The organism is Lacinutrix sp. C3R15 (assembly GCF_018860825.1).
Taxonomy (GTDB): Bacteria; Bacteroidota; Bacteroidia; order Flavobacteriales; family Flavobacteriaceae; genus Oceanihabitans.
Map to the genome: position 1 here is coordinate 166,310 of NZ_JAHKPZ010000034.1, position 21,859 is coordinate 188,168.

The 21,859-nt window shown below is 30.2% G+C and carries 25 protein-coding genes; 6 read left to right on the plus strand and 19 right to left on the minus strand.

The genetic code is table 11. The features are described 5' to 3' along the window. Positions 1 to 14 precede the first annotated feature (14 nt). From KO494_RS12900 to KO494_RS12930, 7 genes are all read right to left on the minus strand, one after another. Positions 15 to 470, minus strand: a complete 456-nt coding sequence (locus tag KO494_RS12900; protein WP_215968028.1) for an OsmC family protein — start codon at positions 468 to 470, stop codon at positions 15 to 17. 19 nt (positions 471 to 489) lie between these two features. Beyond that, complete coding sequence (locus KO494_RS12905; protein ID WP_215968029.1) at positions 490 to 1,395, minus strand: HlyD family secretion protein; 906 nt, start codon at positions 1,393 to 1,395, stop codon at positions 490 to 492. Between the two features lie 10 nt (positions 1,396 to 1,405). Beyond that, positions 1,406 to 2,656, minus strand: coding sequence for a TolC family protein (locus KO494_RS12910; RefSeq protein ID WP_215968030.1), 1,251 nt, complete (start codon positions 2,654 to 2,656; stop codon positions 1,406 to 1,408). 1 nt (position 2,657) lies between these two features. Further along, positions 2,658 to 3,272: a TetR/AcrR family transcriptional regulator gene (locus tag KO494_RS12915; protein WP_215968031.1), complete on the minus strand. Its 615-nt coding sequence runs from the start codon at positions 3,270 to 3,272 to the stop codon at positions 2,658 to 2,660. Positions 3,273 to 3,368: 96 nt separating this feature from the next. Beyond that, positions 3,369 to 3,671, minus strand: a complete 303-nt coding sequence (locus tag KO494_RS12920; protein WP_215968032.1) for a hypothetical protein — start codon at positions 3,669 to 3,671, stop codon at positions 3,369 to 3,371. A gap of 15 nt (positions 3,672 to 3,686) precedes the next feature. Next, complete coding sequence (gene cydB, locus KO494_RS12925) at positions 3,687 to 4,763, minus strand: cytochrome d ubiquinol oxidase subunit II (RefSeq protein ID WP_215968033.1); 1,077 nt, start codon at positions 4,761 to 4,763, stop codon at positions 3,687 to 3,689. Between the two features lie 2 nt (positions 4,764 to 4,765). After that, on the minus strand, positions 4,766 to 6,097 hold the full coding sequence (locus KO494_RS12930) for a cytochrome ubiquinol oxidase subunit I (RefSeq protein WP_215968034.1): 1,332 nt from the start codon (positions 6,095 to 6,097) through the stop codon (positions 4,766 to 4,768). A gap of 206 nt (positions 6,098 to 6,303) precedes the next feature. On the opposite strand from KO494_RS12930, the gene KO494_RS12935 reads away from it, so the two are divergent. The 4 genes from KO494_RS12935 to KO494_RS12950 all read left to right on the plus strand — a co-directional run bounded on the left by KO494_RS12935 (position 6,304) and on the right by KO494_RS12950 (position 9,267). Next, positions 6,304 to 6,666 carry a hypothetical protein gene (locus KO494_RS12935; protein ID WP_252730393.1) on the plus strand — a complete coding sequence of 121 codons (363 nt, stop codon included), beginning with the start codon at positions 6,304 to 6,306 and terminating at the stop codon, positions 6,664 to 6,666. 104 nt (positions 6,667 to 6,770) lie between these two features. After that, a complete protein-coding gene (locus KO494_RS12940; RefSeq protein WP_215968035.1) occupies positions 6,771 to 7,175 on the plus strand; it encodes a DoxX family protein in 405 nt (134 codons plus the stop codon). A 2-nt stretch (positions 7,176 to 7,177) separates the two neighbouring features. Further along, entirely contained in the window at positions 7,178 to 7,603 is a 426-nt protein-coding gene (locus KO494_RS12945) for a sulfur reduction protein DsrE (RefSeq protein ID WP_215968036.1), read from the plus strand. A 2-nt stretch (positions 7,604 to 7,605) separates the two neighbouring features. After that, on the plus strand, positions 7,606 to 9,267 hold the full coding sequence (locus tag KO494_RS12950; RefSeq protein WP_215968037.1) for a bifunctional UDP-sugar hydrolase/5'-nucleotidase: 1,662 nt from the start codon (positions 7,606 to 7,608) through the stop codon (positions 9,265 to 9,267). 89 nt (positions 9,268 to 9,356) lie between these two features. On the opposite strand, the gene KO494_RS12955 is transcribed toward KO494_RS12950, so the two are convergent. The 4 genes from KO494_RS12955 to KO494_RS12970 form a co-directional block, all read right to left on the minus strand. Continuing rightward, positions 9,357 to 9,950: a bifunctional 2-polyprenyl-6-hydroxyphenol methylase/3-demethylubiquinol 3-O-methyltransferase UbiG gene (locus tag KO494_RS12955; protein WP_215968038.1), complete on the minus strand. Its 594-nt coding sequence runs from the start codon at positions 9,948 to 9,950 to the stop codon at positions 9,357 to 9,359. Between the two features lie 2 nt (positions 9,951 to 9,952). Next, positions 9,953 to 10,657, minus strand: a complete 705-nt coding sequence (locus KO494_RS12960; RefSeq protein WP_252730394.1) for a class I SAM-dependent methyltransferase — start codon at positions 10,655 to 10,657, stop codon at positions 9,953 to 9,955. A gap of 184 nt (positions 10,658 to 10,841) precedes the next feature. Further along, positions 10,842 to 12,188: a rhodanese-like domain-containing protein gene (locus tag KO494_RS12965; RefSeq protein WP_215968039.1), complete on the minus strand. Its 1,347-nt coding sequence runs from the start codon at positions 12,186 to 12,188 to the stop codon at positions 10,842 to 10,844. Positions 12,189 to 12,370: 182 nt separating this feature from the next. After that, positions 12,371 to 13,093, minus strand: coding sequence for a peroxiredoxin (locus KO494_RS12970; RefSeq protein WP_215968040.1), 723 nt, complete (start codon positions 13,091 to 13,093; stop codon positions 12,371 to 12,373). 200 nt (positions 13,094 to 13,293) lie between these two features. On the opposite strand from KO494_RS12970, the gene KO494_RS12975 reads away from it, so the two are divergent. Further along, complete coding sequence (locus KO494_RS12975; protein WP_215968041.1) at positions 13,294 to 13,671, plus strand: hypothetical protein; 378 nt, start codon at positions 13,294 to 13,296, stop codon at positions 13,669 to 13,671. Positions 13,672 to 13,737: 66 nt separating this feature from the next. Beyond that, entirely contained in the window at positions 13,738 to 15,840 is a 2,103-nt protein-coding gene (locus tag KO494_RS12980) for a TonB-dependent receptor (protein ID WP_215968042.1), read from the plus strand. A gap of 111 nt (positions 15,841 to 15,951) precedes the next feature. Here KO494_RS12980 and KO494_RS12985 read toward each other — a convergent pair whose 3' ends face one another. The 8 genes from KO494_RS12985 to KO494_RS13020 all read right to left on the minus strand — a co-directional run bounded on the left by KO494_RS12985 (position 15,952) and on the right by KO494_RS13020 (position 21,782). Continuing rightward, positions 15,952 to 16,104: a hypothetical protein gene (locus tag KO494_RS12985; protein WP_215968043.1), complete on the minus strand. Its 153-nt coding sequence runs from the start codon at positions 16,102 to 16,104 to the stop codon at positions 15,952 to 15,954. Between the two features lie 218 nt (positions 16,105 to 16,322). Continuing rightward, complete coding sequence (locus KO494_RS12990) at positions 16,323 to 16,979, minus strand: SAM-dependent methyltransferase (RefSeq protein ID WP_368496237.1); 657 nt, start codon at positions 16,977 to 16,979, stop codon at positions 16,323 to 16,325. Then, positions 16,916 to 17,212, minus strand: a complete 297-nt coding sequence (gene trxA, locus KO494_RS12995) for a thioredoxin (RefSeq protein WP_215968044.1) — start codon at positions 17,210 to 17,212, stop codon at positions 16,916 to 16,918. The genes KO494_RS12990 and trxA overlap by 64 nt, the downstream gene beginning before the upstream one ends. Positions 17,213 to 17,224: 12 nt before the next feature. Then, positions 17,225 to 18,217 carry a DUF3365 domain-containing protein gene (locus KO494_RS13000; protein ID WP_215968045.1) on the minus strand — a complete coding sequence of 331 codons (993 nt, stop codon included), beginning with the start codon at positions 18,215 to 18,217 and terminating at the stop codon, positions 17,225 to 17,227. An 11-nt stretch (positions 18,218 to 18,228) separates the two neighbouring features. Further along, positions 18,229 to 18,498, minus strand: a complete 270-nt coding sequence (locus KO494_RS13005) for a heavy-metal-associated domain-containing protein (protein WP_215968046.1) — start codon at positions 18,496 to 18,498, stop codon at positions 18,229 to 18,231. 252 nt (positions 18,499 to 18,750) lie between these two features. Continuing rightward, a complete protein-coding gene (locus KO494_RS13010; protein ID WP_215968047.1) occupies positions 18,751 to 20,166 on the minus strand; it encodes a rhodanese-like domain-containing protein in 1,416 nt (471 codons plus the stop codon). A gap of 122 nt (positions 20,167 to 20,288) precedes the next feature. After that, positions 20,289 to 21,083 carry a sulfite exporter TauE/SafE family protein gene (locus KO494_RS13015; protein WP_215968048.1) on the minus strand — a complete coding sequence of 265 codons (795 nt, stop codon included), beginning with the start codon at positions 21,081 to 21,083 and terminating at the stop codon, positions 20,289 to 20,291. Between the two features lie 66 nt (positions 21,084 to 21,149). After that, entirely contained in the window at positions 21,150 to 21,782 is a 633-nt protein-coding gene (locus KO494_RS13020) for a Crp/Fnr family transcriptional regulator (RefSeq protein WP_215968049.1), read from the minus strand. Positions 21,783 to 21,859 lie beyond the last annotated feature (77 nt).

Below are 21,859 nucleotides of genomic sequence, written 5' to 3' on the forward strand. Positions count from 1 at the left end.
TTTTGTTTTTAATTCTATTTGATAATGATATTAGTTTTCATCGTTATTTTAGAAGTAATAGAGTTTGAAATCAAACAGGCTTTTTCTGCTTTTTCTACAATACGTGCTGCACGTTCACGTTTAGATTCGTCAGTAATAACAACTTCTGGAAACAAGAGCACCTCGCTCATTATAAATTTGCCGTCTACTTTCTCTAAAATTCCTTTTGAGTCACATTTAAAACTCAGGTATTCTAATTTTGAAAATTCTGCAATCGCCAAAAAAGTAGTCATTAAACAACTACTAACAGCAGCTGTGAACAAATGTTCTGGTGACCAAATATTAGGCATTCCTCCAGGAAATCCTGGAGGTGTTGCTACTTCTATACAATTTGTTTCATTGGTTATGTTATTATTTAATTCTGGGGAACACATGGTACCTTTTCTGTCTTGTAACCAGTTTATTGTAACGCTGTAAGAATGCTTATCCATATTCTTATATTTTTAATTATTAATTATTTTCTGTTGTATTGTTTAACCATAGTTCTGCAGGCATACCTATTTTTAGACTACCATCATTTTTAACATCTACTTTTGTAGCATACACCAAAGCCACGCGTTCTTCTTTGGTTTGAATAATTTTTGGTGTAAATTCTGCTTCTGAAGCTATCCAACTTACTTTTCCTTTATACGTTTTCATAGCATCTGCATTATCAATTTTTACAGTTACCTCTTGCCCTATTTTTATATTCGCTAATTGGGTTTCGCTAATATAAACTCGCAATTGCATAGTGTTTAAATCGGCAATTTTATATAGTGGTTTTCCAAAAGCTGTAATTTCATTAGGCTCTGCATATTTGGTTAAAACGGTACCTTTAATAGGGTTTTTAATTTTACTTTTTTCAATTTGATCATCAATTTGTTTTAGTTGCACATCTATAGATTTTAATTCGTTTACAACAGGTGCATTTTTAATTTCTACGCTTCTTATTTCATTTTTTATCACATCAATTTCTCCAGAAACATCATCTAATTGCTTTTGCGTTGCTGCATTATCTTTTATTAAATTTTTAACTCTATTTTTATTGGTCTTTGCTGTTTTTAATTTCGCATTTAAAACAGCTATTTGAGAAAGTACTCCTTTAGATTTAGAACTAATTACTGCTTTATTAACTATTAACTGTTCTTTTTTTAATGCTAACGGAATGGTATCTATATAACCTATAAATTGTTCTTTTTCAAGGTGGTCTCCTTCATTAATAGCAAACTGTATAAGTTTTCCGTTATTTTCAGCAGAAACAGTAATTTCAGTAGCTTCAAAGTTACCGTAACCATCTGCTTTACCTTTGTCGTTTTTACAAGAAAACAAGCTAATTACTAGTATGCTTACTCCTAATATATATTTGTATTTTTTCATCTGTTTCTTTTTATTGTCCTTTGATAATATTATAATTTGCTTTTGCGAGTTGTAACTCCATTTTATGTTTTACTAAAGTATTTTCGTCTTCATATAAATTGGTTAATTCTGTTATATATGCTGAAGAAGTAATCACACCATTTTTAAGTTGTGAATCTGCAGATTTTAGCACCTCTTTTCTTAGGTTGATTATTTCTACATCGGAAGCTATAAAAGTTTCAATTTTAGCAATTTCTTTTATTTGTTTATTCAGTTCTATATTGGTATTTAGTTTAAAAATTTCGGTTTCTATATCAATAATATCTTTATTAATAATAAGTGATTCACGTTGCTTTTTATTAGAATTCCAATCAAAAACATTCCATTGCAATGAAACACCAACAGTATAAAATGTTTGAAATGAATTATCTAACATATTCAATCCTGGATTACCATAACCACCTGTTGCAAAACCAATAAATTTTGGCGCATTTTGTTTAGATAATAAACTTTCTGAATTTTCAATTTCCTCTTTTTTAAGCTCAAAAAGTGCTAATTCAGGTCTTTTTAAATCCTGTTCTAATGTTGTTTCTACTAATGGATTTTGAAATTGTGTTGCAACTGGTAATGGTTGATTAATTAAACTAGATAACGTTTCTATAAGTGTTCTTTTATTACTTATTAACTCTTGATATTGTTGTTTAATTTTTAATAGTTCTGCTTGTAAGATTTTATCAGAAGTAGGTAAAATAACACCATATGTAATACCAGATTGCACTTCTTTTAATTTTGCTTGTAATTGCGCTTGTTTAGCGTTTAATAACAAGGCAGCTTCTTGAGTTAATAAAACCGAAAAATAGAGTTGGTTAATTTGTTGTTTTAGTTGATACAAACTAACCTCTACCTGTTTTTGTTTTGTTTTTAATTGTGTAGTTTTTAAATGTAATGAAGCATCTGTTGCTCCTCCATTAAAAATTAATTGATTTACAGAAAGTGTTGCTCGATATTGATCTTTATTTAAAGGCTCTATACTTGTATTTGCAATAGGTATTTCTATCACATCAGATTGATAGGTAGCTTTAGCATCTAAACTAATTTGAGGTAATTTAGATGTAGATAAAACTTGATAATCTAATTTATTTTGCTCCTCTAAAAGTTTATTTTGTTTTACTAACGGATAATTTTGATCAACTAACTGGTAACATTCTTGTAAAGTAATACTTTGTTGTGCTGTACTTGATAATGTAATTAAGATTATAAAAAGGACTATTACATGTTTCATTTTAAATATTCTTTATGGAGTTGATAATAAAATTAGCAACTTCCGTTTTACGGTCTTCTATTAATTGTTTGTATGCTTTTTCATCTACATTTGTAAAAGCCATGATTAATGGTTTTGCTACAAAAGGAAAAATATTTAGGGCTAGAATATGGATAAACAATTGTTCAGCAGAAATTGGTTTTATAGTACCTTTTTTCACTTCTTTATCTACTTGTTTTTTAAATATATCTAGATTTGGAAAACCTTCGTTATTTTTCATTTGCAAAATAAAATCTGGATTTCTATTCAGTTCTTGAATGATAAAATTTGGTAAATACGGATGCTTAACAATGAATGTTATATAGTTTAAAGTAAATTTTTTTACTTTTTCTTCAATGGAAGAATCTTCATTTAAAACAGCATTTAATTGAGGTGCTAATAAGGAAAATGCATTTTTAAAAACTGCTTCAAACAACAACTGTTTATTTCTGTAATAATAGTGAAGCATTGCCTTATTAATTCCTGCTTTATCTGCAATTTCTTGCATGCGTGCTCCATTCATTCCTTTAGATTGAAAAATATTTTTTGCCGCTTCTAAAATTCTCTCTTCGGTATTTTCGTCTTTTGCTCTTTTCATTATCAACTATATAGTTTAACCATTTGGTTAATAAATTTACAAAAAATAATCAAACATAATACGGTTTGATTATTTTTATTTACTTTATATAATATTTTAGGTAGAGTACTTTAATTTGCGTGTTATAAATTTAACAGCAATAAGCCCTAAAATAGCTCCTAAAACAGAAACCAAACAGTTAATAATAAATAATGAACTGTGAAATGTTCCGTTTTGCATAATAGACCAAGGATCAAAACCTAACCTACCAAAAGATTTGATTAAAAAAATGCTACCAAAAACACCTACTAATGTGTTTCCTGTAAAGCCAAAAGAATATTGTTTTTTAATGTAAGCAAATACATTTGCGGTTAAGATTCCTATGAAAATACTAATTAAAGAAATTAATGTTCCTGTCATAATTTTAAATTTTAATTAATGCTCACCATAACCAACATCATCCATTTTTCCTTTAAAAACACGATATTGAATTACCATATAAGCAGCAACTAAAACCACTGCTATTGCAAACCAATATACACCAACCGATAGGCCATATTCATGAGCTGCTACATTGTATAAGGTTAAATCTGGATTGACATTATTTGTAGAGGGCAATACTTTTGGAAAAATAGAAGCTACGGTTGATGTTAAACCACCAAATAAAAACAAAGAGGAAAACAAAAACCCCATTCCGTGTTTTTGAAATGATTTTACTTTAAATAACCCAAATAATCCTGTAAATGTAATTATAGGAAAAATCCATAACCAAGGTGTATCTAAAAAGTTATGAAACGGTTTTGGCTCAATAATATGCCAAACCAGCAATGAAATAATTACTAAAGCTAAAAGCACAAAATTAAGATTAAAAACGACACGTTTTAATTTTTCATTTAAGTCCGAATTGGTTTTAAATATAATCCAATTGGCACCATGAATGGTTAAAGCGACTACTCCAACAATTCCTAATAAAACCGTAAACCAATCTAGAATTCCTAATTGTTCTGCTTGCGGACTAAAAGTTGGATTCCAAAGCGGTAAGAAAAAATAATGCGCCTCATGTGTAGACACACCATTAACCACACTTCCTAAATTAACTCCTCTTACAACATTACCTAAAGCCACACCAAAAAAGAGTGCTAAAAGTAAACTTGAAATACCAAAAGCTTTATCCCAAATAGATTGCCATATAGTATTGTGAATTTGCCCTCTTAACTCTAAGCCTATAGCTCTAAAAATAAGCAGCCAAAGAATCATTATTAAGGGTAAGTAAAAGCCGCTAAAAGAAGAAGCATATAAAGTAGGAAAAGCAAAAAACAAAACACCTCCTGCTGCAATTAGCCAAACTTCATTAGCATCCCAAAAAGGACCAATGGCATTGGTGATTGCTTTTTTATCTTTTTCTTTTTTAGCAAAGAATAAATGAATAATTCCTGCTCCAAAATCATAACCATCTAAAATTACATAAACAGCTAACATTGTCATTAAAACGATATACCAAAATAATTCCATAATTAGTGTTGATTTAGTTGTGGGCCTTTATTAATAATTTTTCCTGCTAACATTAAAAATAGTAAGCCAAGAAGTAAGTATAAACCTATAAAACCTAATAAGGTAAATAAAGTATTACCAGAAGATACTGTTGGCGATGCGCCATCTGCAGTACGCAATAGGTTATAAACAAGCCAAGGCTGTCTTCCTAATTCTGCAGTGTACCAACCTGTTGTATTAGCAATATAAGGAAATGGTAACATAAACATGAGCGACCATAAAATCCATTTTGTTTTAAATAGTTTTTTTCTAAACAACTGTACTGCAGCAATTAACATTAACCCAATAAAAATGGTTCCTAAACCAACCATAATATGGTAAGAGTAATACAAACCAGGAACATTTGTTGGGTGTACACTTTCATCAAATTCATTTAAACCTTTTATTTGCGCATCCCATTCTTGATAGGTTAAAAAACTTAAAATATTAGGAACAGCTATTTTATTATCTAGTTTTTTCTCTAACATATTAGGCTGCCCAATCAATACAATTTCTGATCCACCCTCTTCGGTTTCAAAAATCCCTTCCATAGCTGCAAATGTTGCAGGCTGGTGTTTTACTACGTTTTTAGCTGTCCAGTCTCCTGTAGGAAAAGCTACTAACAAACTAGAAATTAAACCAAAAACAACACCTGTTTTTACAAATAGTTTACCAAATTCATTATGCTTATTATTTAGTAAATAAAAGGCTCCAATAGCAGCAACCACAAAGGAAGAAGTAACAATAGAAGCAGCTTGATTGTGCAAATAAGAAGGTAACAACCAAGGGTTAGAAAATAAAGCGCCAAAGTTATTTAATACAAATCTCCCGTTCTCTATAATCTCATAACCTACAGGATGTTGCATCCAAGAATGGGTTGCTATAATTAAATAACCACTTGCCCAGGAACCTAAAAAAACAAGGAAACCAGTGAGAAAATGCAGTTTATGACCCATTAGTTTTTCGCCAAATAAAAAGAGTCCTAAAAAGGACGATTCTAAAAAGAAGGAAAACATACCTTCCATGGCTAAAGTCTGGCCAATAATACCTCCTGTAAGCTCTGAAAACTTAGCCCAATTGGTACCAAACTGAAACTCCATTGGTATTCCTGTAACCACACCCATAGCAAAGTTAAGCGCAAAAATCTTCATCCAAAATTTTGCAGCATCGTTATATTTTTCCAATTTAGAAAATAGAAACTTACCTTTAAAATAGACTATCATTAATGATAATCCCATGGTTAATTGCGGAAATAAATAGTGAAATGTAATAGTAAATGCAAACTGCATTCTATCGTAAAAGAGCATATCCTCCATATTGAAAAGACTTTTTTAAACAATAAATTTATTTTGTAAAGATATTTTAAATCCTTTTTATACTATGTAACATAAGTAACTAAAATGTGTTAAAACTCGAATACCCTTAGTAAAATTTAAAAAAATGTGTTTAACAGCGTATTAACGTTTTTAAGTAACATTAGTTACACTTAAAACCTATATTTTATTATATAATTGTATTTATTTTGAAAACAAAAGCATACATATCAATAATTTTAATGCTCCTCTTTTTGGTGAAATTAGGTGCAATAGATGCTAATGGATTAAATTTTCTTTTTAGTGGTAATGAAATCACTTTTGTAAAACCAAATTGCAAAAAGAAGAATTCTCCAAAACTAGCAAAAGATAATATAAATGTATTACAAACTAATTCTTTATCTACACAAATGATTAGTTTAGACAGTTATTGTACATCTCAATTTCAATTTCAGTTATTTTCATGGGATATACTATATAACGAACCCTTTACCGTTTTTAATGAACATTTTTCTTCAAAATTAAGCTTTAGATATTTAGAGCATATTGCTCCTCCTCCTCGTTTGGTATAATTTAATGTTTTAATTCATGCTATCGTTTGTGATAGCAGCAACCTGAAAAACATCTCACAAAGATAGTTTTCACATATTTAATACTCATTTTATACTATTTAATAATGGCGACAAAAATTTTAATAAGCCGTCGTTCCATACAATTGTTACGCATATTGGTGAGTGGCATATTTCTAATAGCTGGTTTTAACCACTTGCTTCATATAGAAAAAACTACGCAACGAATAGAACAAGCCAGTTTTAAAGGTATCGCTTACTTTTTTGGCGAACCAAAATGGCTAATTATACTTTCTGGTATTGTAATGCTTATCGCTGGATTTCTATTCCTTATTGGTTACAAAACCAAATGGGCAGCAATTGTATTGGTGGCAGTTTTAGTACCTATTACCTTAACCATTCAAGTTGGTCAAATTACCACACTTGGGCCTTTATTTAAAAACATAGCAATTTTAGGTGGACTTCTATTTTTTATACTGAACGACACCAACAACCTCTTAAAACAAAATTAAAAATGAAAAACATATTTTATACTTCAATACTTTTAGTACTTACATTATTTGTTAGTACTACCATTCAAGCACAAAACTCACAAAATCATACAAAAAATGATTACGTAGTAGTAACAAAAAAAGTAGCACAATTACAACCTATTATCTTAACTGCTGAAGCGCTAAAAGCCGAAGAAGGAAAAGATTTTGGTGATTTTGAAGTTATTATTTGCGGTCAAAATATTGGAGATATAACAGATCCTGAGAAAATTAATAAATTCATTGAAAAAGCAGAAAAAGCTGGAGTAACTATAGTTGCTTGCGGATTTTCACTTGATAAATTTAAAATAGAAAGAGCATCTGTTCCTAAAGCAATTAAAATTGTTGAAAACGGAATTTTATACAACTTCCAACTTCAAAAACAAGATTATAAAAACTTAAGCCTTTAATTATGACAACCAATAAAAAATTAATTTTTAAAACTGTTTTTGTTTTAGGAATTTTAGCTTCAATCTTTTCTTGTAATTCGGAAAAGAAAAATCAAAAAGCAGATATTAGTACAACCAAAAAAGACACTTTAAGTATAAGCATTTTACAAACTGCAGATATTCACGGACAGTTAGACACACATCCCGAATTATTTTGGGAAGACGAAAAAATTGTCTTTAAAAATCGTGGTGGTCTTGCCAATATTAAAACCCTTTTTGATAAAGAACGTGAAGCAAACCCAAACAAAACCATTATTGTAGATGGAGGCGATTTAATACAAGGAAGTGGTTATGCTGCTTTATCTGAAGGTAAAGTAATGCAAGATGTTGTTAAAAACATGGGCTACGATGTTATTATTCCTGGTAACTGGGAAGTGGTTTATGGCAAGGACATGATGCTAGAAATTATGAAAGGTTACGAAACCAACGTTATAGTTCAAAATATGTTTAATGATGATGATGAAAAACCATTATTTCCTGCATATGCTGTAAAAGAAATCGATGGCATCCGTTTAGGTTTTGTGGGCATTAATGATCCAGACGTTCCTGTTAGACAAAACCCTATTTTTAGTAAAGGTATTGGTTTTAGTGGTTTGGATGAAAAACTTAAAAAAATGGTAGATGATATCAAGATTAAAGAAAAAATAGATGTCCTTTTCTTGGTAACACATATTGGTATTTTTAAACAAGTAGAATTGGCTAATAATCCTATTGCAGAACATGTCGATTATATATTAGGTAACGATACGCATGAACGTGTACGTGAAATGATTCAAGGAAAATATGCTAAAGTTACAGAACCAGGTGCCTTTGGTTCTTTTGTTGGTAAGCTAACCTTGCATTTTGTAGATGGCAAATTAGTAGGAGATGATTATAAACTTATTGATGTAGATCCTGAAGTATATCCTGCAGACAAAACGATTCAGGATCTTATAGATACCGAAAAAGCACCTTACAAAGAAAATTTAGAAACCATTATTGGATATACCAACACACCAATTTACAGATACTTAACGGTTGAAAACCCAATGGATAATATGATTACAGATGCTGCACGTTGGAAAACTGGTGTAGATATTTCTATATCTAATGGTTTTCGTTTTGGAAACCCAATAGTTCCTGCAGATGGTAAACCAGCTCCAATTACAAGAGCTAATTTATGGAATTTACTTCCTGTAAATGAGCCTGTAAAAACAGGAAAAGCAACTGGTAAACAAATTAAAGAGTGGTTAGAAAAAGAAATGCATAATGCCTTTTCGCAAGACCCAACCGAACGTTTTGGAGGTTGGTTGGTACGTTTTTCTGGTATGAAAGTAGATTTTAATAGTCAGAAGGAAAGAGGAAAAAGAATTAAATCTATAATTGTGAAAGGAAAAGAAATGCAAGACGATGCATATTATACCATTTCTGCATGTGTGCGTCCTGGTGATCCAATTGACAATTTATGTAGAATGGCAAATGTTAAGGATGTTGAAGTAAAAGATTACACCATACATGAAGCTGTTGAAGAATACTTAAAAAAGAATTCGCCTGTATCGCCAACTTTAGAAGGAAGAGCATACTGTGATTATCTTGGTGAGTATTCTTTTTCAACAGTACCTCAAACGGATTATGAATTTCATTAAAACGGTAAACCTAGATGGATAAAGCATAACTGTTTTAATAAAAAAAAGCCTCTTAGGAGGCTTTTTTTTATTATTCTAATTATATTTTTTTAAGGCTTTACACCCAAAAACCGTATCACTTCTGCTTTTCCTTTGTGATAATTACCTTCAGAAAGTTCGATAGTATTCTCTTGTAACAATTTAACCTCTAATGCCGAAAAATCTTCTTTTATTTCTTCTATAGAAAACAACATACTTTCCTTTTTAGGTCCACCAGAAGCATTACCTAATTGCGCTTTTGCAAAACCTTCTAAAACAACTTCTCCTCCAACTTTTAAAAATGGAAGTAAATTTTGATGTGCCTTTTTACGAATTTCTACTGGAAAATGCACAAAACTTAAACCTATAGCATCAAACTTCTCATCGGTTTTAAATTCTTCTACACCTACAACTTCATAAGTAATAGCAACGCCTTTCAATTTTGCTAATTGTAAGGCTTTTTCTTTACCTTTTACACTCATATCAAAAGCAGTTACTTCCCAACCTTGAGCGGCTGCATATACTGCATTTCGACCTTCACCTTCAGCCGGAAGCAATAGTTTTCCTGGTTTTAGTTTATCTAATTGTTGCTTAAAAAACACGTTAGGTTCGGTACCATAAGCAAATTCTTCATTTGCATACCGTTCATTCCAAAAGTCTTTCATAATTACTTTGCTCTAATGATAAATTGGTAAGGCAGTAAATCTACATTGACATCTAATTGTGTGTAACCTGCTTTTGTTAATTCTTGTTTTACAGTTTCCAAATCAATTTTATGGTTTGTTGGTGGGCCAACCGGAAGTTCTTTTTTAAAATAATCGATGATAACCAATTCACCTTCTTGTTTGATTCCTTTTTTAACTTTTAAAAAATAATCGATTCGGTTTTCAATATGATGATAGGTATTTACAATTAACACCATGTCAACTTCATTATCTGCTAAATTTGGACTGTCGTATGGAATTTTTCGAAGCTCTATATTTTCTAGTTTATTATCTTCTATGCGTTTTTGTATGACCTCTTGAAATTCATCACTAACATCAGCTGCAATAACTTGTGCTCCTTTTTCTGCTAGTTTTACTGAGAAATAGCCTGAACCTGCACCAATATCCATTATTTTTTTATTCTTTAAATCTCCAAGGTATTCAAGCACTATTTCTGGCTTTTGGTAGTCATCACGCTCTTTTGATTCAAAACGTTCTATTAAATCTTCAGTATTTGATTGGTGCATATAGTCATTTGCCGTTTTTGAACTGTCCGATTTATGATGATGTCCATGATGGCCTTCCTCTTTTTTCGAGTCTTGTTTGGTGTGATGATTTGCATTAGGATGGTCCTTTTTTTCTTTACAACCTATAAAAGTCAAAACCATAGTTAGCACTAAGAATAGATATTTTGATTTGTTCATTGTTAATTCTGTTTTTATGTATTTGTTAATATTTGATAGCGTAATCAATCTGAAAAAATTACTGTAGGTTTTAACCGAAGATAATAGACTACAAAAAGCACTGATTGAATAGCAAGACACCTATAATCATTTTTAGACTTCAATACCTCTACTCTTTAAATTGTTCTACATCATCACTTAAATCATAAACCGTTTTGTTTTCTAATATATTAGAAATCACACTGCTTCCTGCAGCACTTCTGTAACCTCCAGCACAATGAACAACGATTGGCTTATTGGTTGGGATTTTATCTTTTGAATTTCTTAATTCATGTAAAGGAATGGAAATAGCTTTTTCAAAAATTTTGCTTTCCGCTACTTCACTTTTATTTCTAATATCAATAATTGTGAATTTTTCTGGATTATTTTTGAAATCTTTAAGATCTAAGTCTTTAAAAGTTTCAAAACGCTTTGTTCCTAAAGTAATTATAGATTGTATTTGTTTTTCGTACCCAATTTTAGCTATTCGGCTAAGTATAGTATTTAAATCGTTTACAGAATTTATAACCAAATGAAAACCTTCATTAGGTGCTATAATAGATCCTAACCAAGTTTCCAGCTTATCATCTTCGGTTTCCGCTATTATATTGATACTTCCTTTTAAATGGTTTTCTTTAAAATCTGAAGCTTTTCTAACATCTACAATTACATTACTATCTGGTATAAATGTTGTAATTCTGAATTGAAATGGAATACGACAAAAATCAGAATTAAAATTATTTGCACCAGTTTTATTAATATCCACATTAAACCCAAAATACGAAGGAATAAATGACTGATCTTTTAAAATGTGGTTTACAAATTGTTCTTCGGCCATATTTTTAAACGCCCAATTTTCTTTGCGTTCCCTTCCTAAGGTACTTTGAGAATCTAAACTCATATTTTTACCACACAAAGAACCTGCTCCATGAGCAGGATATACAATTGTAGTATCTGGTAAATGATTAAATTTAGTTTGCATGGTATGATACATGCTTTTTGCTAATTCTTCTCTTTTAGCTTTCATATTACCTGCTTTTTCTCTTAAATCTGGACGACCTACATCACCAATAAAGAGAGTGTCACCAGAGAACATAGCATGATTATTTTTAGCATCTACAGCTAGTATAGTTATACTATCTGGAGAGTGACCAGGAGAATTGATTGCAGAAAAGACAACTTTACCTAAAGTGATTGTTTTACCATCATCAAAAGTTTCATGTTTATAATTAGCACCTACTAATTTACTAACATAAATTTTTGCTCCTGTTTCATGATGAATTTGCAAATGACTACTCACAAAATCTGCATGAGGATGTGTTTCAAAAACAGCTTTAATTGTAGCATGATGCTTTTCTGCCAATTGATAATAGGGTTTTGGATCTCTTGCTGGATCTACTAAAGCCATTTCATTACCACTAATAATAGCGTATGAATAATGCGCTAATGGTTTGTCTTCAAATTGTATAACCTTCATAATAATTTTCTTTTTAATGGTTTATAATTGCTACTATATATAGTAACATTAAACAATGATTATTTTATGTATTAATCAAAAAATCGCTTTATAGAAATATAACTAAAAGCAAGTGCAAATCCTAAAGCCTTTTATAAAAAAAAGCCTCAAAATGAGGCTTTTATCTACACCTAATCTATCTTTTACTTTTTAAGAATTGCGTCTAAAACTTCCTCTTTACCTAGTTTTTTGGTACAGAAGAACCAATCTTTACAATCTAATTCTTCAGTAGATGTCATACGTTCTTCAGCCACACCACAAGATCCTGCTGGAGATACAATAACATCATCACCAGGATTCCAATCTGCAGGAGTTGCAACGTTAAACTTATCAGAAGTTTGCATTGCTATTAAGGCTCTGTATAACTCATCAAAATTACGACCTAAACTTAATGGGTAATAAATAATAGCTCTAACAGTTTCATTTGGATCTACAAAAAAGACAGCTCTAACCGCTTGAGTTTTACTTTCTCCTGGCTGAATCATTCCGTATTTTTTAGCCACTTCCATAGAAATATCTTCAATTAAAGGAAATTTAACCTCTATGTTTTTCATGCCGTTAAACTCCATTTTATCTTTAATAGTTCTAAGCCAAGCAATATGACTATATAAACCATCAATAGATAAACCTATAAGGCTACAGTTAGCTTTTTCAAATTTTTCTTCTAAATGTGCAAAGGTCATAAACTCTGATGTACACACTGGTGTAAAATCTGCAGGATGACTAAATAGTATAGACCATTTTCCTTTATAATCTGAAGGGTAATTAATTTCTCCTTGTGTTGTTACTGCTTTAAATTGAGGTGCTTTATCTCCAATTCTTGGCATTGCTGATGTTTCTTCTTGTGTTGTTTCTAATGTATTCATAATATGTCGTGTTTTATTAATTATCAATAATGTAAAATTACCTTATAAGTACCTGATAATGTGTAACAAATATCACTTAAACCATATCAAATACCTATAGTATTATAAGCATTAACAATATTGGATAAAAAGGTCTTTATTAAAGCTAAACATGATAAAAATCATCTTTGATACTAACACTATATCTTATTTTTGCTATTATGAAAATAAGCACGTACATATTTGCAATTATTTTAACACTACTCCTATTAGTAAATAGTACAAGAGTATCTTTAACTTATGCTTATTATAATATAGATACTATTGGTTTTATAGAGTCCTTTTGTATAAACCAAGATAAACCAGAATTAAAATGTAATGGTAAATGTCATTTAAAAAAAGTTGCACAAACACAAGATAAAGAGCAAAAAACACCAGAAAACATTATTGATTTTAAAGTATTAATCTTTTATACAAACCCATTAGAAACATTTGTATTTACTAAAACAACATATCTTAAAAAACAAAACGCAATAGCATATCAAAACCTATATTCGTTTAATAAAACAAACGATTGTTTTCATCCTCCTCAAGTATAGATTTTATAACGTAGACAGCAGTAATCTATACTGCAAACACAGAAATAAAACATAAAAATACTATACATGAAAACATTATATGGTGTGTTATTATGCACACTAATTACAGCTATGTCTTTTGGTCAAGAACAGAAAGAAACTAAAAAAGACAGTACAGAAAAAAAATTAACCACCTTAGATGAAGTTATTGTTACCGGAGATTTAAAAAAAGATCCAGTGCTAACAATTGTATCTAATAAATATGACGAAAAAATTGTACAACCTAAAAACGTTGCCGACTTATTTAATAATATCAACGGTTTTTCGGTTATTAAAAGAGGTAACTATGCTATAGATCCTTCCTTTAGAGCTTCGCAGTATGAACAATTAAATATTCAATATGATGGTGGTACAAAGGCAATGCATGCATGCCCAAACAGAATGGATCCTATAACAACACATATTATTCCTGAAGAAATATCGAAAATTGAAATTATAAAAGGCCCTTATACTGTAAGATATGGAGCTACTTTTGGAGGTATTGTTAATTTAGTAACGCAAAAACCAGATTATGAAGATTATGGCTTACACGGAAAAATTTCTGCTGGCTATGAAAGCAACGGAAACTCTTTAGTTAACCTTGCGCAATTACAATACATTCAAGAAAAATATGATATTGTTGCTAACGCTGGTTACAGAGATTTTGGCAATTACGAAGATGGTGATGGAACCGAAATCCCTTCGTCTTTTAGAAGTACAGATTACGGAATTAAATTAGGTTATAATTTCACAGATAACCAACGTTTGCAAGCCCATTGGAGACAATCTTTTGGTCGTGATGTACAACATGCTGCATTAGCAATGGACACAGAGTATGATGATAGTAGTATTTTATCTTTAGATTATAAATTAGATAATATGGGTAAAATAGCTACATCATTAACAGCAAAAGCCTATTACAGTTATGTAGATCATTTAATGACTAATGCCAATAGACCTTCATTTATGATGACCGAAGCCTCATCTGCTGTAGATGCTACAACCATTGGTGGAAAATTAGAACTAAACTGGAAACCATTAAAAAAACTAAACCTATTTTCTGGTTTAGATGCTATGCATATTGCTAGAGATGGCGGAAGAACTAGATTAGTTAAAATAATGAATGGAAATATGTTAACAACACCTATGACATTTAATGATAAAGTTTGGCAAGACGCTTACATTACAGATTTAGGGATATTTACAGAAGCAAAATACACTATAAATACTAAAACCATATTTACCGCAGGAATACGTTATGACAATGTAACATCAGACATACAAGATCCTGAAGCAGATTTTGCTGCTATGTATGATTTAGAAAAGCAAACAGAACACAATGTAAGCGGAACCTTCTCTATTAAAAACAAAGTATCAAATAATTTTACATTAGAAGCTGCTTATGGTCGTGGTGTACGTTCTGCAAATATGATTGAACGTTTTATTAATCACTTTACTGTTGGTCAAGATCCTTATGAGTATGTTGGTAACCCAAATTTAAAAGCAGAAGTAAATAATCAATTTGAAATTGGTTTTAAAGGAAAAGAAACTTTAAAAAACGGCTTTAATAGATTTACTTATGAAACTTCTTTTTATTATTCCTTTTTTGAAAATTATATTGTTGGTGTAATAGACCCAACCATTACAAAAAAGTTTAATGCCACAGCAGAGCCTACAAGCGTAAAAGTATTTAAAAACATAGACGAAGCTTATAAAACTGGTTTTGAAGCAATGGCGCAATTAGACTTTTTAAAAGACTATTATTTTAAAACAGCGTTTGCCTATGTGTATGCAAAAAACAAAGACTTAAAAGAGTCACTACCTTTAACTCCTCCATTTAATACTACATTAAGTTTAGGATTTCAAAAAGAAAAATTATGGGGAAACATACAATACAACGTAGTATCTAAACAAGAAAATATATCTGAAAGTTTTGGAGAAACAGAAACTGATGGTTACCAAACTTTAGATGTACGTTTTGGTGTAAAACCTATTAATAATATTACTTTAGGTGTAGCAGTAATTAATGTTTTAGACGAAGCATATAACAACCATTTAAACTTTTCGTTTACAAACCAAGCAGACTTTGGAAGAACACCAATTACAGAACCAGGTCGTAATTTTTCAGCCTTTTTACAATATAAATTTTAATACAACACAGCTTGCATAAAAAAAGTAGCGCATGTATATATGCGCTACTTTTTTATTTTAGTATTTAAATATAAATTATTCTTTATACGTACTCTTTATCTTTAATAAAAGTTATCTTTCTTTAGGCTCATCTTTTTTATTTCTGTCACTTGTAGCCATAAACTTTATTAAAAAACCAACAAGTGCTAGACAAACCAATCCAAAAATAGCAATTATTATAACTCCGTTATTCCAATTAGATAATGCAATGCTTTGAGATATCATAAAATTATTTTTTAGTATTTAACAATGTAAAAATACTATTAATCATTAATTATAAATATGACATTTGTCAGGAAATAAAAAGCATCTTAAGGGGTTAAGATGCTTTTTTTGCTATTAATCAATCATTAAGTTGCAAGAACAACTTCTATTTTTCAAATGTAAGACATTAGTTAAAGGAGGTAAGTAACATAAGTTACATATAGTATAACTAATAAATTTTAGTGGTTTAATTTTTTTTTCTGCATAATAAAAAACAACTCTTTTCCTTGTCTTGCTACCACGGAGTTTTTAGCTTCTTCCATTATTTTAATATCAAAATAAGGATTAAAATGTTGTAAATATTCTTTTTTACATCCTCCAAAAGGTGGTTTTGTATCCTTTAAAGGAACATTAAAAAGTAAACCTACAACTTTGCCTTTTGCATGCAAGATTTCAAAAAGTTTGGCAGCGTAAGAAAGTCTTAAACTAGGATGTATTGCACAAAAAAAAGTTTGTTCTATAATTACATCGAAACGCATATCTACATCAAAAAAATTATTTTGAATAAGATGTGATGAAGGAAATGATGGTACTCTAGTTTTAATATTTTTAAGTGCTGTTTTAGATAAATCTACTACATACACATTATTAAACCCTTTATGATGAAGGTACTCTGCCTCATAACTATTACCACCTCCTGGAATTAATATTCTTAGATTTTTATTGGTTAATTGATCAAAATAGTTTTTTAAAGGAGGAGATATTTTTCCTAAGTCCCAACCAATATCCAATGTTTTATATCTATTATCCCAAAAACCTTCGGTCAAATCCATTAATAAGGCGCTGTAATTACGTTCATTAATTCTTCTTTTTGAAGCATACCAGATTGTCTCCATACCTGCTTTCCATTTTTAAACAAAAGCATTGTAGGCACACCTCTTACTTGATATTTTGCTGCAAGAGCCTGATTTTTATCTACATCAATTTTAATAATAGATACTCTATCTTTTAAAGTATCTTTAAGATCCTTTAAAATAGGACTCATCATTTTACATGGTCCACACCACTCTGCATAAAAATCTACTAATACAGGAGTGTCTTTATTTATTAATTCTGAAAATTTGCTCATACCTGATACTATTTATTTATCAAAAGTTATACTCCAAATACCTCTAACCTCATTTATAGTATAACCTGTAGCTTTGTCTTGAGGATATAAACTAGTAAGTTTACTTAATGTAGGTTTCGTTATATCTTGTTCTGGTTTGCCATGACATTGTAAACACATGGCATTTGTTGTAATAGGGTAATATACATGTACTTTATTGTCTAGCTGATCTACAATAGGTTTTGGCTCCATATTGTTTTTTATATCTTTTTTAAAAGAATTAATATATGCTAATTCTTTATTATTTGCTTTATTATTTTGGTTTCTAGGTTTATCTGAAACACGTTTAATAGTAGCTTGATGTACTACAGACATACTATCTGTTAAAGGATATGCTTTTTCGTTACAAAATGCTAAAGCTTCTAAAGTTCCTTTTTTTTGAATGGTTCCCATTAAGTTTTTACCTAAAACAGCTTTAGTAGATAATGCATATTTTAAACCACGTTCTCCATAAGGTAAAGTATCAAAATTTGTTTGTGCTTGCTGCATGTTCATACCTTTACCTTTTCCTTGTCCCTTACCTTTTCCTCTTTCTTGATTAAAATGGTTTTCAAACCATTCTGGTTGCTCTATATCAAAATCAAACATATAATCTGAAATTTGAAAAATGGTCTCCTCAGGAAATGCTTGTTTTGGCATAACCCCAAAACGTTTTACTGCGCCAAACATTTTTGCATCTTCTGCATTTGGGTTTTTAATCCAAGATTGCATTGCAGCTATAAATTCTTCTTTTGAGGTGTTTTCGTTAATATAATGTTTTTTTATAGCAACCATTGGCGGACCAATTCTATCTTCCTGGCTAGCAGTTGGACTATGACAAGTATAGCAATTGGTTTCCATTAATTTTTTTCCAGGGTGCTTTTTGGCCTCCATTTTTTTTTCAAAAGCTGTATATTCTTTGCTTTTAGAATTATTACAGCTAAAAATTAAAATAGATAAAAAAGTGAGTACTATTGATTTTTTCATTTTATGATATTTTATGTTGAAAGCTTACCTGTTGCACAACTTACAAAAGATTTGGCTTTTGAGGTTAATGAATTAGCATCATCAATAGAAGGATAACCTAAAGTTTTAAGCTTATCTTTTACAGCTAAAGCATCTGCCTCATTAATATAATTAAAAAATACTTTACTATCATTTACATCTATAGTAATGTTTGATATGTTTTCAATTTCTGAAAGTTTAGTAGTAATAGTATGTGCACAACCACCACATTTTAAATTTTGTACTATTATTGAAGTTTTCATTTTTGTTATAATTTTATATTATGGTAAAATGGGTTCACCCTTAAGACTAAGATTTATTTTTGCTAATTTTATGCCTTAGCAAAAAAACAACATAAATCACTGTAAATCTACTCTTTATAACGTGTTTTATATTTCTATAAAGTTAATAAATTATAAAACCATAGCAGGTAACTTTTGTTACATATTATATACAAAAAAGCGCATACTACAAGAGTGTAATATGCGCTTTTAACGAACTAAAAAAACTAAGAATTATTTTAATGTGGTAGGACAAACAAAATCTGTTCTTGGTAAGGATGTTTTTTTAATGGCATCATAACCACCAGCAACATCTATTAAGTTGTGTATACCTCTACTTTTTAAAATAGAAGCTGCAATTACAGATCTATAACCACCTGCACAATGTACATAAAAAGGTTTATCTTCTGGAAATTCACTTAAATGGTTATTAATATTATCTAAGGCAGTGTGTTTTGCTCCATCTACATGCTCTGCTGTGAACTCTCCATCTTTTCTAACATCAAAAACAACATCTTTGTTATCTTCATAACGCTTTTCAAATTCTTCTGCAGAAATAGATGTTAAGGTATCATATTCCATTCCTGCTTTTTTCCAAGCTTCAAAACTACCTTCTAAGTAACCAATAACATTATCAAAACCAACACGAGATAAACGTGTAATTACTTCTTCTTCTCTACCTTTTGGAGCTACTAATAAAATAGGCTGACTTACATCTGCAATTAAAGCACCAACCCATGGAGCAAAACCACCATCTATTCCTATAAAAATAGAACGCGGAATATGTCCTTTTACAAATTCGGTTTGATGACGCACATCTAACACTATAGCTTCTGTGTCATTAGCTACAGCTTCAAAAGCTTTTGGTGCTAATGGTTTTTGAGATTTTGTCATTACTTTATCAAAGCTTTCATAACCTTGAATATTCATCATTACATTTTGCGGAAAATATGCTGGAGGCTCTGACAAACCATCTAATAGTTCGGCTATAAATTCGGCTTTAGTCATATCTGCACGTAATGCATAATTTACTTCTTTTTGATGCCCTAAAGTATCTGTAGTTTCTTTACTCATGTTTTTACCACAAGCAGAACCTGCACCATGATTAGGGTACACAATTAAATCATCACTTAAAGGCATAATTTTATTACGAAGAGAATCATATAAATAGCCTGCTAATTTTTCTTGTGTTAAATCTGAAACAATTTTTTGTGCTAAATCAGGACGACCAACATCACCAATAAACAATGTATCTCCTGTAACAATACCATGCTCTTTTTCGTTTTCATCTATCAACAAATAGGTAGTACTTTCCATAGTATGCCCTGGAGTATGGATGACTTTTATTTTGTAATCACCAACTTCAAATACTTGTCCGTCTTCAGCAATTATAGCATCATAAGAAGGTTTTGCTGTTGGGCCAAACACTATTTGTGCTCCCGATTTTTCTTTTAAATCTAAATGACCTGAAACAAAATCTGCATGAAAATGTGTTTCAAATATGTATTTTATTTTAGCATCATCTAATTTTGCTCTATTAATATAAGGCTGTACTTCTCTTAATGGGTCAATAATTGCTGCTTCACCATTACTTTCAATATAATAAGCCGCATGTGCTAAACAACCTGTATAAATTTGCTCTATTTTCATTTTCTAATTCTTTTTAAAATTTGGTAAAATTGTGTTCACCTTTCGGTTTAGGACATTTTATCTATTTTATTCTTCAAATTTACTAATGTTTTTAAGTTTTTACAGCAACATTAGTTACATAATTAAAAAACTAACTCTTTTAATACAATGTAAACAGACATGGCTAATACAAACCAGCCAAAACTCTTTTTTAATTTTTTATTGGATATAAACTTAGAAAAGTAACCACCTACTAAAATGCCTATAATTGTTAAAAAAGAAAAGGTCAGTAAAAAATGCCATTCAATATCTAATATTTGTACATCACCTAAAAAACCTATTAAGGAATTTAATGCTATAATTATTAATGAAGTACCTACAGCTTTTTTCATATCTAAACCTGCCCAAAGGACTAATGCTGGCACATATAAAAAACCTCCTCCTGCACCAATTAACCCTGTAATAACACCTATAACCACACCTTGACTAAAAGTTTTGTAATAGGGTTGTGCACCTTTACTTGTTTGATTTTTAGATTTAGATTTAATCATGGAAATAGCTGCTAGCAACATGATTATGGCAAAAAATATCATGATTGCCATTTCTTTAGTTAAAGAAAAGCCTCCAATAGAAAAAAGTGTTTCAGGAATTGCAGGAACAAGAAATCTTCTTGAAACATAAACTGCAATAAAAGATGGAAATGAAAATGCTAATCCAGTTTTAAAGTCAACTAATCCTTTTTGATGTTTTTGAATAACACCAACCAATGAGGATGAGCCAACAACAAATAAGGAATAAGCAGTAGCTATAACGGGGTTATAACTTAAAAAATATACTAATAAGGGTACGGTTAAAATAGAGCCTCCTCCTCCTATTAATCCTAATATGGCTCCAATTAAAAAAGCACCTAAATAAGTTATTATTTGTTGTAAGTCCATTTAAATAATATTAAAAGCCAAATTTAGTTAGCATATTTAGCTTTTATAGTAACAAAGGTTACATATTTACAAATCAATAACTTTTATATTATTTCTATGCAATTCAATTTTTTTGTTAATTTCTAAAGTTTTTAACAACCTAGAGATCACCACTCTAGACGTATGCAAATCTCTTGCTATTTCTTGATGTGTAACATGAATTACTTCACTATGGTTAACCATTGCTTTATCTTTTAGGTATTTAAATAAACGCTCGTCCATTTTTAAAAACGCAATAGTATCTATGGCTTCCAGTAACTCAGACATGCGATTATGGTAACTTTGTAATACAAATTGTTGCCATGTTTTATATTTACCTAACCACTCTTCCATTTTTGAAACTGGTACCATAATTAACTTGGTGTCTGTTTCTGCTATGGCTCTAATTTCACTTTTAGAATTTCCTAAACAACAAGATAATGTCATAGCACAAGTATCCCCTTGTTCTATAAAATAAAGAATAAGTTCATCTCCATCATCGTCTTCTCTTAAAATTTTAATGGCACCACTAACCAAAAGAGGCATAGACTTTATATAATCGCCTATTTCAATTAACTTGAAACCCTCAGGAATATCTTTAAACGTACCAACGTTATTAATTTCTTGAAGCAATTCATCTTCAAATAAATAACCATAATGTTGTTGTAATTCTTCTAGCATAATAACAATTTTACCCTTACAAAGTTATATAAATAACTTAAATGTAACGCCTAATATGAAAGAAAACAAATTAGCTT